Below are 12,186 nucleotides of genomic sequence, written 5' to 3'. Positions count from 1 at the left end.
TACCAACCATGACACTGCGATTCAAACGACTGCTGCGCGCATGCGCCCTGGGCCTGGCGCTCGCCGCGCCCGCCGCCTCCCACGCCGCCTGGCCCGAGAAGCCGATCACGCTGATCGTGCCCTGGGCCGCGGGCGGTTCCACGGACATCCTGGCGCGCATGCTGTCCGAGGGCCTGACCCAGTCTCTCGGCCAGTCCGTCATCGTCGAGAACCGTTCGGGGGCGTCCGGCAACATTGGCACCGCCTTCGTCGCCCGCTCCAAGCCCGACGGCTATACGCTGCTGGTGGGCTCCATGAGCACGCACACGATGAACCAGGCGCTCTATTCCAATATGCCGTTCGACGGCGTGAAAGACTTCACGCCCATCGCAGAACTCGCGCTGGTCACCAACACCATGGTGGTGCACCCCTCCGTGCCGGCCGCCAACGTCAAGGAATTCATCGCCTACCTGAAGGCGCATCCGGACACCGTGACCTATGCGTCGGCGGGCCAGGGCTCCACCAACCATCTCAGCGCCGCGCTCTTCGAGAAGGCCGCCGGCGTGAAGATGACCCACATTCCGTACCGCGGCGGCGCGCCGGCGGTCATGGACACGGTGGCCGGCCGCACGCAGGTGCTGTTCAGCGCCGGCACGCAGACCCTGCCGCACGTGCAGACGGGCAAGCTCAAGCTGCTGGCCGTCACCGAGGAGTCGCGTTCGCCCCTGCTGCCCGACGTGCCCACCGTGGCGGAAACGCTGCCCGGCTATGAACTGTCGGTCTGGTATGGCGCGTTCGGCCCGGCCGGCATGCCGCCCGAGCTGACCGCCCGGCTCAATCGCGAGATCAACCTGATCCTCAAGCGCCCCGACGTCATCAAGAAAATGGCCGACATGGGCGTGCTGCTGACCGAGACCACGCCCGGGCAATTCGGCCAGATCCTGGCGCGCGACGCGGACAAGTACGGCAAGCTGATCAAAGAGCTGGGGATCACGGCCGAATGAGCGCAGCGTCCTCCCCGACCCCGGCGCTGGCCGCGGTGCAGGCCATCGCCCGGGCCTATGCCGCCGCCGACCCGGCGGCCGCTTTCCACGCCATCGACGACTACTCGCGCGCCTCGCTGGCGCATGCCTTGTGCACGATCAACCGCTATGACGCCGGCGCCATGCGGGTCGTGCGGCTGTACAGCTCCAATCCCGAAGCCTATCCGCCCGGCGGCAGCAAGGACAAGGCCGGCACGGCCTGGGGCCGCCACGTCCTGCTGGAGCGGCGCGTGTTCATCGGCGAAGGCGAGGACGCGATCCGCGAGTTCTTCGACGACCACCGCGCGATCCGCGAACTGGGGTTGCGGTCGGTCGTCAACGTGCCGGTGGTCTACGGCGAGACCTGTCTGGGCACCGTCAATTTCCTGATGCCGCGCGCCGAGGTGTCGGATAACGACGTCCATGCCGCGCGCCTGGCGGGCCTGCTGGCGCTGCCTGCCTTCCAGGAACTGGCTCGGCAGCGATGATGCCGCCGGGGCCCCGGCCCCGGCATCTTTGCGCTCAGATCAGCGCGCTGCGGATCCGCGATGACATCATGTCGATCACCACGACGAAAGCGACGATGATGATCATGACGGCGCAGGTTTCCGCGTAGCGAAAGCTGCGGATGATCTCCCACAGCACGGTTCCGATCCCGCCGGCGCCGACGATGCCGACCACCGAGGCCGAGCGCACGTTCGATTCGAAGCGATACAGCGAGTACGAAATCCACAAGGGCAGCACCTGCGGGATCACGCCGTAGACGATTTCCTCCAGGGCGTTCGCGCCGGTCGCGCGCACGCCTTCGACCGGGCGCGGGTCGATCGCCTCGACGGCCTCCGAAAAAAGCTTGGCCAGCACGCCCGTGGTGTGCACCCACAACGCCAGCACGCCGGCGAAGGGCCCCAGGCCCACCGCGACGATGAACAGCATGGCGAACACCATTTCGTTGATGGCGCGGCAGGCGTCCATCAGCCGGCGCATGGGCTGGTAGACCCAGGCGGGCACCATGTTCGACGAGCACAGCAACCCCAGCGGCACCGCTACCACGATGGCCAGGAACGTGCCCCAGACGGCGATCTGCACGGTCACGACCATCTCGTCGAGATACATGCGCCAATCGCGGAAGTTCGGCGGAAAGAAGTCCGCCGCGAACTGGGCCATGTTGCCCGAGTCGCGCAGCAGGTCCAGGGGCCGCATGTCCGCGCCCTTCCACGACATGACGAGCAACGCCAGCACGACGGCCCAGACGAGTAGGACCGGCAGCGACGAGCGCGGCGCGGAGGGAAGACGGGAGGTCTGCATGGCTAGGTTCATAGAGACGGACGATAGGCGGGAAGGTTTGCGGTCGCGCGGACGCCGGCGCGTCGGGCGACGCGCCGGCGCAAGCCGCGCTTACTGCTTGGAGGACGGCTGGCCCAGGCTGGCCAGCTTGCTGTCGAGGTCGGCCAGCTGCTTCTGCTTTTCGGCCTGGCCCAGGGTGGAGTCGGCTTCTACCTTGGCCTTCTCGCGCGCCAGCTCGATCTGGCGGATGGGAACCAGCTGCTGGTTGTCCGAGGCGCGGAAGCCCTGATAGGTCAGCGCCTTCAGGTTGGCCATTTCGCGCTCGGCGTCCTTGCCCTTCCCGTAGTTCACAAAGAAGTCGCGGATGCGGACCTTCAGGTCGGCCGGCAGGTCGGTGCGCATGACGAGCGGATCCGCCGGGATCAGCGGCGACTTCCACAGCACGCGCACGCTGTCGTTGGCGTCCTTGCCCGTGTTCAGGCGATAACGCTCCAGCGCCTCGGTATTGTTGACGGCCACGTCCACCTGCTTGTTGATGACCGACAGCAGATTGGTTTCGTGGTTGCTGGCGCGCACCGTCTTGAAGAAGGTCTTGGGTTCGATCTTGTTGGCGGCCCACAGGTAGTAGCCCGGGACGGCGGTGCCCGAGGTGGAGTTGGGATCGCCGGCGCCATAGCTCAGCTTGCCGCCGCGCTTGAGCACGTCGTCCAGGGTCTTGAGGTCGCTGTCTTTGTTGACGATCAGCAGCGACCAGTAGCCCGGATTGCCGTCCTTGTCGATGACGGACGCGAACACCTCGCCCTGGGCGCGGTCCACCGCCTCGATCGCGGACTTGTTGCCGAACCAGCCCATCTGCACCTTGTTGAAGCGCATGCCTTCGATGATGCCCGCGTAGTCGGACGCGAAGAACGGCTTGACCGGCACGCCGATCGCGCGGCTCAGGTCATCGATGACGGGCTGCCACACCGACTTCAGGTTGGTCGACGACTCCGTCGAGATGATGCCGAAGTTCAGCGTCTTGGCGTCCTGGGCGTGGACCTGCGTGGACAGGGCCGCGGCGGCGACCAGGGTGAAAAAGGTTCTGCGTAGCATGGAAGGCTCCGGGGAGGAAAAGGGCGGGGAATCAGGCGGCGTGCGCCAGGTGGGACAGGGACGCGACGCTCGGCGCGTCCTGCGCCTGCGTCTCGTATTCGGGGAGCAGTTCGCCCAGGTCTGCGCCATACAGCTCGCGCAGCATCGACGGGGTCAGGGCCGCAGACGGGCCGTCGTAGACCACCTTGCCGTGGCGCAGGGCCACCACGCGCGGGCAGTAGCGCAGCGCGACGTCTACCTGGTGCAGCGATACCACCACCGCCACCTTGCGGCCGCGGTTGATCTGGGCCAGCGTGTCCATCACGCGGCGCGACGACTCCGGATCCAGCGACGCGATGGGCTCATCGGCCAGGATGACGCGGGCATTCTGCACCAGCGTGCGGGCGATGGCCGCGCGCTGCTGCTGCCCTCCGGACAGCGTGGAGGCGCGTTGAAATGCGTAGTCGTCTATACCAACCTGGGCAAGCGCGTCCAGGCCCTGGCGGACCTCGGCGCGCAGGAACCAGCGCGTCAGGCTGCGCCACAGCGGCACGCGCGGCAGCAAACCGGTCAGGACGTTGGTGATGACGGGCAGGCGGCCCACCAGGTTGAACTGCTGGAAAACAAAACCGATGCCGGCGCGCGCGCTACGCACGTCGCGGCTCATGCGGCCGTTGCGCTGGATCAGGCGGCCGTTGACCGCCACGCTGCCCACATCGCCGGCGACGAAGCCCGCCAGATGGCGCAGCAGCGTGGACTTGCCCGAGCCCGAGGCGCCCAGCAGGGCGACCATCTCGCCGTCGGCCACCTGCAGGTCCACGCCGTCCAGCGCCTTGGCGCCCGCATGGAAGCTTTTGCTCAGCCCTTGCACTTCGATGGCGTAAGTCATAGTCGAATCCCCGAGGGTTTGGTCATTGCCGCATTCTGTTTTCACGGCATGACAGCACGATGACCCGGGAATTGAATGGTTCGGCCGAAATCGGGGGCGCCGCAATGCGCTGAAAGACATTCGTCATAAAAGCGGGCCCCCCCGCCGCGCGCGCCGCGGGTATATTGAAGCTATTCCCCAACAGCCAGGCGTTCATCATGATCAAAGGTTCCTGCCTGTGCGGCCGCATTGCGTACGAGATCACCGGCCCGCTCACCAACGCCCTCAACTGCCACTGCACCATGTGCCGCAAATCGCACGGCGCGGCCTTCCGCAGCCGCGCCACGGTCCAGTCCAAGGACTTCGCCTGGACGCGGGGAGAAAACCACGTCACCTGGTATTGCTCGTCTCCGGGCAGCTATCGCGGTTTCTGCGAAGCCTGCGGCACGCCCCTGCTGAGCCGTTTCGACCAGACTCCCGACGTTTACGGCCTGCCGCTGGGCGCGCTGGACGACGACCCGGGCGTGAAGCCGGCCGCGCATTGCCACGTGGCCAGCAAGGCCCCCTGGTTCGACATCACCGACGACCTGCCGCAATACCCCGACGCCTACGGCGCGTTGGAAGAGCACCGCCCGCAGGCCGTTACATAAAAACTCAACCAACTGGTTGAATCTCAGCGGCGGCGGATTTATATTCAACCTTATGGTTGAATCAATGCCCTCCCCCGTCCTCGATGCCGTTTTTCGCGCGCTGGCCGATCCCACGCGGCGCGACATGCTGCGCAGCCTGACGCAGGGCGACCAGACCATCGGCGAGCTGGCCGCGCCCTACAGCATGAGCTTCGCGGGCGCCTCCAAGCACGTGCAGGCCCTGGAACGCGCCGGCCTCGTCCGGCGTTCCATCCGCGGCCGCACGCATGTCTGCAGCCTCAACCCCGAGCCCATGGCCGAGGCGATGCAATGGCTGCGTTTCTATGAGCAATTCTGGTCGGGCAGGCTGGGCGCGCTGGAAGCCGCGCTCGCCGCCAGCCGGTCCCCGGCCGCGTCCCCAGGAGAACAGCATGAGTGATCACGGCGTCGTCCTCGACCCCACCTCCATCCGTTTCACCCGCATACTGCCCGCCAGCGTCGAGGAAGTCTGGGCCTTCCTGACCGAGTCGGAAAAACGCGGCCGCTGGCTGGCCTCCGGCGACATGGACCTGCGCGAAGGCGGCGGCGTCACGCTGCGTTTCGTGCATGCCGACCTGTCTTCCGTGGATGAGCCCGTCCCCGACGCCTACAAGCCCTATGAAGGCGGCGTCACTACGCAGGGCGTGATCACCCGCTGCGAACCGCCGCGCCTGCTTGCATTCACGTGGGGCGGCTCGCCCGGCCATCCTTCCGAAGTCACGTTCGAGCTTTCCCCGCAGGGCCAGGAGACCCGCCTGGTCCTGACCCACCGCAAGCTCGCCTCGCGCGATGACGTGGTGGACGTGGCCGGCGGCTGGCATGTGCACCTGGGCGTGCTGGAAGCCCGCCTGGCCGGCCGCGCTCCCGGGCCGTTCTGGTCCGTCCTCGGCCGGGTGGAAAGCGAATACCAGGCGAGGATCCCTCCCCGCTAGAGTCGTCCAGCAGCAACTATCATGGCGCGGCGGCGGATAAATACTGGCTAATCATTGCGCTTTGCAGTAACATAAGTCCGTGATTTCTCCGCGAAAACCGGGCTTCGGTCATTCTGCGTCGCCAACCTGTAACGCCTCAGGGCAATACGATGAGGCCCCTTCGGGACGCGTCCGGAATTCAAGGACGAAGCCTGCCGCCGCAAGAGGCGTCGCCGCACCAAGCGCAGCGCCATCCGGCACTGCAATAAACGTTCCACCCGCTTCTTCCGGCGACGCGCGCGTAGCGCGCCGCCGCGACCAAGCCGCGCATCGCGCGCACATTGCCCTCGCGGCGCGAGTATCCGTCATTTCAGACATCCGCTTGGGATGCGTTGGCCCCTTACCCGCGCCTGCCCGGACGTTTTACGTTCAAACCGCTGGACCTGGTTATTTGAGTCCAACGCGCTTGCCGCCCTGCGGCGAGCCATGCCGCCGGCATGGCTGCGCGTATTGATAGGAGTAGAAAATGGCTAAAGAAGAACTCATCGAATTGGATGGCATCGTTGACGAAGTGCTGCCCGATAGCCGCTACCGCGTGAAGCTGGACAACGGCATCGAAGTCGGCGCCTATGCCTCCGGCCGCATCCGCAAGCACCGCATCCGCATCCTGGCCGGCGACCGCGTCACCCTGGAAATGTCGCCGTACGACCTGACCAAGGGCCGCATCAACTTCCGCCACAAGGACGAGCGCGCGCCCTCCACGCCGCGCCCCCAGCAGTACCGCCGCTGAGCCAGGGCGACACAGGGCCGGCGCCGCGCCGGCTCCCTGCCCCGCTCGCGGGCCTTAAGCGCCACGGCAATATGCCGTTATGCGTGGAGCGCCCGCATCCGGACGAATGGCGCCTCCCCACGCGCGACTCCCGCGGAACGCGCACGATGCAAGATGGACCTGACAGAAGAGTTGCAAGCAGCCGCTGACGAGCTTGCCCTGGCGCGGAGGCGATTCGCGAAGGGCGAGGAAGGCCTGCGCCTGCTCCACCAGTCGCGCGAGGCGTTCATCAACAGCCTGCGCAACACCGGCCTGACCTACGCCGAGGCCAAGACCAAGTACGACAACTGCCTGGACGAACAGGAAGCCCAGCAGCTTCACGTGCGGCAGCAGATGGAATATGCCGAACGCGTGCACCAGCACGTGCTGCACCGGATCGCGCTGCAGGCCGCGCCCGCCTGAGGCGCGGCCTCGGTGGAATCAGGGCTTGAAGGCCCCGATGAAAATGGCGGGATCCACGCGGGCGTCGTTCAGGCTGACGTTCCAGTGCAGGTGCGGGCCGGTTGCCCGTCCCGTCGCCCCCACCTTGCCCACCAAACCGCCGCGCGGCAGTTCGTCGCCGACTTTCACGTCGATCGCCGACATGTGGCAGAACATGCTGACGAAGCCCTGGCCGTGGTCCAGGAACACCGTCTTGCCGTTGAAGAAGTAATCCCCCACCAGCACGACAACGCCGGCGGCCGGCGCCTTGATCGGCGTGCCCGCGGGCACGGCGAAATCCAGCCCCGAGTGCGGGTTGCGTTCCTGGCCATTGAAGAAGCGCCGCAAGCCGAACGGGCTCGACAGCCGCCCGCCGCTCACCGGCCGGTCCAAGAGCAGGTTGCTCGGCGTGACCCCGGCCCGGTAGCCACGGTTGGCCGCGCTTTGCTCGGCCATCTCGCGCTCGATGCGCTTCAGGTCGTCAGGATTCGGCTCGACCTGGCGCTGGTTCTTCAGCGTGATGCGCTGCGCCGCGTATTCCTTGCTTCCGACCTTGAAGGACAGCTTGCGCTGGCCTTGCGCATCCGTAACCGACACCTGCTGCTCGCCCGGCTTCACGCTCAGCGGAATGCCGACCACGGCGATCCACTGCCTGCCCTCTTCGCGCACGACCAGGACACGCCGCCCCAGGTACGTGACCTCCGGGGCGCGTTCGGCATCGCCCAGGCCCAGGACCGCGACGCCGCCCGGCACGGGAAAGCTGAGCTTGCGCGTGAGATAGCCTTCCTGCTGCGCCAGGACGGGCAGCCCCAGGCTGGCGGCCGCGGCGGCCAGGCCCAGCCGCAACACGTCGCGACGGCGGAACATGGCGCTTACAGGCACAGGTTCGCCGGCTCGATGATGCTCTGGTCGCGGCGGGCGATGCGCGTGGACAGGCGCGTTTCGGTCTTGCCCTTCCAATGGGTGGTGGTCAGCACGGCCTCCACGCCCATGCTGTCCTGCATGATCAGCTCGAAGCCGTTGCGCACCGCCTGCCGCTCGAAATTCACGCCCAGGTTCTTCCAGGATTCCGCCACGCAGTTCGTGTAATCCTCGGCCGAACGCTGGGTGGAGCCGTAGAAGACGGGATCGCGATCGCGCACGTCTTTGACGTTGGCGCAAGCCGTCAGCGCGGCCAGGACGGTGAGGGACAGGGCGGTACGGACCTTCATGGCGGTGGAACTCTCGATCGGGTGGAAACAGGAAAAGCGCGGCCAACTATAGCGCAGCGCGCGGGCCTGGGCCTGCGGCCGCTAGGCCCGGGGCGCGCGCCGGGCCGATTTGGGCCGGAACGCCTCGATGACCTCCGGGCGGGTTTCGGCATAGGGCCCGCCGATCAGATCGATGCAATAGGGAATGGCGGCGAACAGGCCCGGCACCAGCACCGCGCCGTCTTCCGCCTTCAATCCTTCCAGCGTTTCCCGGATGGATTTCGGCTGGCCGGGCAGGTTCACGATAAGCGCGGCGTGGTCCGCCGTTTCCCGGATGACGGCGACCTGGCGCGACAGGATGGCAGTGGGCACGAAGCGCAGGCTGATCTGACGCATTTGCTCGCCGAAACCCGGCATTTCCTTGGTGCCGACGGCAAGCGTCGCCTCGGGCGTGACGTCGCGCCGCGCGGGACCGGTGCCGCCCGTGGTCAGCACCAGGTCGCAGCCGCAACCGTCCACCAGTTCGATCAATGCCTCGGAAATCCGGGCGGGCTCGTCGGGGATCAAGCGGTCGACCGCCTGCCAGGGCGTGGCCAGCGCGCCGCCCAGCCATTCCCGCAGCGCGGGCAGGCCCTGGTCCTGGTAGGCGCCGCTCGAGGCGCGATCGGAAACGGACACCAGTCCCACGATCAATTCATCGGGATGGCTGCGGACGATACGGGTGGAGGTCATGGTTGCGGAATCGTGGAATTGGACGGTGGGACGCCGCGACCGCGGCGTGTGGCGCGGTCAATCATGGAAATCCAGAAGATGCCCGCAAGGACGATGCTATCGCATTCTTTCCCCCGGGAAATGGCGGCCGCCTCCGCCATCCGCGCGATCCGCGCTGTGGCGAAAAAGCGAATCGGCCATGGCCCCGCTTTTCCGCGCTTGTTCCGGCCCTGGCCGCTCGCTAACATCCGCTAACAATCCGACCCGCGAGCAAGGCATCCGCGCTTTTTTTGGTTCTCCAGAATGAACACTCTCACCCTCCGGCAGCATGCGCTGGCGGCGGCGCTGGCCCTGGCCGCCGCCGCGGCCGCCGGATGGGGCGCCCTGCATTCGCTGGCCTTGAAGACGGAACCCGTGCCCGCGGCCGCCCCGGGCCTCTACATCCCCAATCTCGGCAATACGCTGCACGAGCAGACCCGCAACCTGTCTCGCCTGAGCCAGGCCCTGCGCACGGGAGACCGCCTGGTCATCCTGGGTTCGTCGGAGCTGACCAGCAACGACCTGCGCTTCGTGCCCTACCGCTACCTGGCCGACGAGTTGCAGATGCCGGTGCTGGCCTATGGCCATTCCGGTTTCCAGTCCCTGGGCATGCAGCTCGTGCTGGCGGCGCTGGCCGACGACCTCTCGCCGGCCTCCCGCGTGGTCGTCATGCTGTCGCCCGGCTGGTTCGATGGCGAGGGCGGCCTGGGCCCGGACGAATTCAAGGAGCACGCCAATCCGCTGCTGCCCAGACTGCTCAGGCAGCCCGAAGGCCGGGCCGAAGTGCTGCGCTGGCTGCAAGCCAAGGGCGACGCGGGCGTCGCCTGGTCGATGGCCGCCGAGCAGGCCTATGTATTCCGCCAGCGCGTGGTCGACCTGTGGACGCCAGCCCACGCGGCTCCCGCCCCGGAACGGGAGCGCGAGGGGCCGGCCGCCGCCGCCCGCGTCGTGGACTGGGACGCCCTGGCCGAACAGGCCCAGGGCGCGGAGCAAGCCCTGATGGCGGGCAACTCCTACGCGGTGCGCGACGATTTTTTCCAGAAATACCTGCGGACCGTACCCGAGGGCGGCAAGACGGCCTACCTGCCGCAGCCGCTGACCGGCCGCGACGAACTGCGCGAGCTGACCGCCCTGATGGCGCTGCTGCGCCAGCGCGGCGTGGACGCGCTGTTCGTCATGCAGCCGCTGCACCCCATGGTGTTCAAGGACCTGGACCGCTTCGCGCCGATTCAGCGCGAGGTCGCGGCGCTGTGCAGGCGCTACGCCATGCGCTGCATGGATATGTACGGCGCGCCCTTCGAAGTGGGCACGCTGCGCGACGTGCAGCACCTGGGGGAACTGGGCTGGCTGCGCGTCAACCAGCGGATCGCCGAAGTTTTCCGGCCGTGAAGGGGACGGATCCCATGAAAAGAACCTTGTGGCTTTGCCTGCTGTACCTGGGCCTGCTGGCGGTCATGCTGATCCAGGCCGACACATCGGCCAACCTGGGCAAACCGATGGAAATCGAGTTCCAGTATTCGAAGTTCTAAGGCCGGCCGGACCCCTCATTTGGTAGCCGCACGCAACCAGTGACAGGTCACAAATCTGCAATAATCAGCGTCTCGCCGGAACCTCGCCCCGCCTCCATGTTCGACCTCTTCCACGGCCTAGACCTTTGGGTAGGCCTCAGTCTTGTCTTGGCCTTGACGTTCGTCCTGGCCTTTGAATTCATCAACGGATTCCACGACACGGCCAACGCCGTGGCAACGGTCATTTACACCAAGGCCATGCCGCCGCACCTCGCGGTCGTGCTGTCGGGCATTTTCAATTTCCTGGGCGTGCTGCTCGGCGGCGTGGGCGTGGCCTACGCCATCGTCCACCTGCTGCCGGTGGAACTGCTGATCAACGTGGACACAGGACGAGGGCTGGCCATGGTGTTCGCCATGCTGGCCGCGGCCATCGCCTGGAATCTGGGCACCTGGTACTTCGGCATTCCCGCCTCCAGCTCGCACACGCTGATCGGCTCGATCCTGGGCGTGGGCCTGGCCAACGCGCTGATTACCGACCTGCCGCTGGCGGACGGCGTCAATTGGGGCAAGGCCATAGACATCGGCCTGTCGCTGGTGGTGTCGCCCGTGGCCGGCTTCCTGGTGGCGGGCGGATTGCTTTTGGTGCTCCGGCGCTGGCTGCCGCTGTCGAAAATGCACAAGACGCCCGAACAGCGCCGCGCTCTCGACAACAAGAAGCATCCGCCATTCTGGAACCGGCTGATCCTGGTGCTGTCCGCGATGGGCGTGAGCTTCGTCCACGGCTCCAACGACGGCCAGAAAGGCATCGGCCTGATCATGCTCGTGCTGATCGGCATCGTGCCCGCCAACTTCGTGCTGGACACCAGCAGCACCACGTACCAGATCGAGCGCACCCGCGACGCCGCCAATCACCTGAACGTGTTCTACCAGCGCAACGAGGCGATGCTGGGCGACTACCTGGCGCTCAAGCGCTACGACTCGACCACCGAGCTGCCCCGCAACTTCCGCTGCGATCCCGAACTGACCATGCCGACCATCGCGGCGCTGCAGGCCGATTTGCAAGGCGTGTCCAACTACGCCGACCTGTCCGCCGAGAAGCGCATCTCCGTGCGCCGCTACCTGCTCTGCCTGGACGATACGGCCAAGAAGGTGGCCCGCGTCGAAGGGCTGCCGGCGCGCGAACGCGCGGACCTCCAGCGCCTGCGCGCCGACCTGACGGCCACCACCGAGTACGCGCCCTTCTGGGTGATCGTTGCGGTCGCCCTGGCCCTGGGCGCGGGCACCATGGTCGGCTGGCGCCGCGTGGTGCTGACGGTGGGCGAGAAAATCGGCAAGCAGGGCATGACGTATGCCCAGGGCATGTCCGCGCAGGTGACCGCCATGGGCGCCATCGGGCTGGCCAATGTATTCAGCCTGCCGGTTTCCACCACGCACGTCCTGTCCTCGGGCGTGGCCGGCACGATGGTGGCCAACAAGACCGGCCTGCATGGCGGCACGGTGCGCAACATCCTGATGGCCTGGGTGCTGACCCTGCCCGCTTCGATGCTGCTGGCGGCCGGGCTGTTCTGGATCGGCGTGCAGATCGCGGGCTGACGCCCCTGCCCTGGCCGCGCGGGCAATCCGCGCGGCGGGTGCAACACTCTGGCTACCGCGCCGGCCTTACGCGGGAAGCGGCCTGCGTCTACC

Annotated in this window: 16 protein-coding genes; 10 read left to right on the top strand and 6 right to left on the bottom strand. The window is 67.0% G+C overall.

Annotated elements, in window-relative coordinates:
- Nucleotides 1-8: 8 nt before the first annotated feature.
- Together ACN6PJ_RS21845 and ACN6PJ_RS21840 are read left to right on the top strand one after the other, a co-directional pair.
- Nucleotides 9-983 (top strand): Bug family tripartite tricarboxylate transporter substrate binding protein, encoded by a 975-nt coding sequence (locus tag ACN6PJ_RS21845; protein WP_427997903.1) that lies wholly within the window; start codon nt 9-11, stop codon nt 981-983.
- The gene (locus ACN6PJ_RS21840) at nt 980-1,489 is read left to right on the top strand and encodes a GAF domain-containing protein (RefSeq protein ID WP_427997902.1); all 510 of its coding nucleotides are present in this window, start codon (nt 980-982) and stop codon (nt 1,487-1,489) included. The genes ACN6PJ_RS21845 and ACN6PJ_RS21840 overlap by 4 nt, the downstream gene beginning before the upstream one ends.
- Before the next feature lie 34 nt (nt 1,490-1,523).
- Here the strand turns inward: ACN6PJ_RS21840 and phnE are convergent, their stop codons facing one another.
- The 3 genes from phnE to phnC all read right to left on the bottom strand — a co-directional run bounded on the left by phnE (nt 1,524) and on the right by phnC (nt 4,245).
- Nucleotides 1,524-2,318, bottom strand: coding sequence for a phosphonate ABC transporter, permease protein PhnE (phnE, locus tag ACN6PJ_RS21835; RefSeq protein WP_427997901.1), 795 nt, complete (start codon nt 2,316-2,318; stop codon nt 1,524-1,526).
- A 78-nt stretch (nt 2,319-2,396) separates the two neighbouring features.
- Nucleotides 2,397-3,377 carry a phosphonate ABC transporter substrate-binding protein gene (gene phnD, locus ACN6PJ_RS21830; RefSeq protein WP_427997900.1) on the bottom strand — a complete coding sequence of 327 codons (981 nt, stop codon included), beginning with the start codon at nt 3,375-3,377 and terminating at the stop codon, nt 2,397-2,399.
- 31 nt (nt 3,378-3,408) lie between these two features.
- Entirely contained in the window at nt 3,409-4,245 is an 837-nt protein-coding gene (phnC, locus tag ACN6PJ_RS21825; RefSeq protein ID WP_427997899.1) for a phosphonate ABC transporter ATP-binding protein, read from the bottom strand.
- Between the two features lie 197 nt (nt 4,246-4,442).
- Between phnC and ACN6PJ_RS21820 the strand changes: the two genes are divergently transcribed.
- The 5 genes from ACN6PJ_RS21820 to ACN6PJ_RS21800 all read left to right on the top strand — a co-directional run bounded on the left by ACN6PJ_RS21820 (nt 4,443) and on the right by ACN6PJ_RS21800 (nt 7,034).
- Nucleotides 4,443-4,874 (top strand): GFA family protein, encoded by a 432-nt coding sequence (locus ACN6PJ_RS21820; protein WP_427997898.1) that lies wholly within the window; start codon nt 4,443-4,445, stop codon nt 4,872-4,874.
- 52 nt (nt 4,875-4,926) lie between these two features.
- Nucleotides 4,927-5,292 (top strand): ArsR/SmtB family transcription factor, encoded by a 366-nt coding sequence (locus ACN6PJ_RS21815; protein ID WP_427997897.1) that lies wholly within the window; start codon nt 4,927-4,929, stop codon nt 5,290-5,292.
- Complete coding sequence (locus ACN6PJ_RS21810; protein ID WP_427997896.1) at nt 5,285-5,824, top strand: SRPBCC family protein; 540 nt, start codon at nt 5,285-5,287, stop codon at nt 5,822-5,824. The genes ACN6PJ_RS21815 and ACN6PJ_RS21810 overlap by 8 nt, the downstream gene beginning before the upstream one ends.
- Before the next feature lie 505 nt (nt 5,825-6,329).
- On the top strand, nt 6,330-6,593 hold the full coding sequence (infA, locus tag ACN6PJ_RS21805) for a translation initiation factor IF-1 (protein WP_043545975.1): 264 nt from the start codon (nt 6,330-6,332) through the stop codon (nt 6,591-6,593).
- Between the two features lie 153 nt (nt 6,594-6,746).
- A complete protein-coding gene (locus ACN6PJ_RS21800) occupies nt 6,747-7,034 on the top strand; it encodes a hypothetical protein (protein WP_427997895.1) in 288 nt (95 codons plus the stop codon).
- Nucleotides 7,035-7,052: 18 nt separating this feature from the next.
- On the opposite strand, the gene ACN6PJ_RS21795 is transcribed toward ACN6PJ_RS21800, so the two are convergent.
- From ACN6PJ_RS21795 to mog, 3 genes are all read right to left on the bottom strand, one after another.
- Nucleotides 7,053-7,919: a peptidoglycan DD-metalloendopeptidase family protein gene (locus tag ACN6PJ_RS21795; protein ID WP_427997894.1), complete on the bottom strand. Its 867-nt coding sequence runs from the start codon at nt 7,917-7,919 to the stop codon at nt 7,053-7,055.
- A gap of 5 nt (nt 7,920-7,924) precedes the next feature.
- The gene (locus ACN6PJ_RS21790) at nt 7,925-8,263 is read right to left on the bottom strand and encodes a hypothetical protein (RefSeq protein ID WP_427997893.1); all 339 of its coding nucleotides are present in this window, start codon (nt 8,261-8,263) and stop codon (nt 7,925-7,927) included.
- A gap of 81 nt (nt 8,264-8,344) precedes the next feature.
- Nucleotides 8,345-8,974, bottom strand: coding sequence for a molybdopterin adenylyltransferase (gene mog, locus ACN6PJ_RS21785; RefSeq protein ID WP_427997892.1), 630 nt, complete (start codon nt 8,972-8,974; stop codon nt 8,345-8,347).
- A gap of 282 nt (nt 8,975-9,256) precedes the next feature.
- Here mog and ACN6PJ_RS21780 point away from each other — a divergent pair, with 282 nt between their 5' ends.
- From ACN6PJ_RS21780 to ACN6PJ_RS21770, 3 genes are all read left to right on the top strand, one after another.
- Entirely contained in the window at nt 9,257-10,381 is a 1,125-nt protein-coding gene (locus tag ACN6PJ_RS21780; protein ID WP_427997891.1) for a D-alanyl-lipoteichoic acid biosynthesis protein DltD, read from the top strand.
- Between the two features lie 14 nt (nt 10,382-10,395).
- The gene (locus ACN6PJ_RS21775) at nt 10,396-10,521 is read left to right on the top strand and encodes a hypothetical protein (RefSeq protein WP_258231456.1); all 126 of its coding nucleotides are present in this window, start codon (nt 10,396-10,398) and stop codon (nt 10,519-10,521) included.
- Between the two features lie 96 nt (nt 10,522-10,617).
- Complete coding sequence (locus ACN6PJ_RS21770) at nt 10,618-12,093, top strand: inorganic phosphate transporter (protein ID WP_427997890.1); 1,476 nt, start codon at nt 10,618-10,620, stop codon at nt 12,091-12,093.
- Nucleotides 12,094-12,186 lie beyond the last annotated feature (93 nt).

The organism is Achromobacter sp., from assembly GCF_050285585.1.
Classification (GTDB): Bacteria; Pseudomonadota; Gammaproteobacteria; order Burkholderiales; family Burkholderiaceae_B; genus Achromobacter.
Note: the sequence above shows the minus strand (reverse complement) of the source record. Positions and strands in the feature narration are given on the sequence as shown.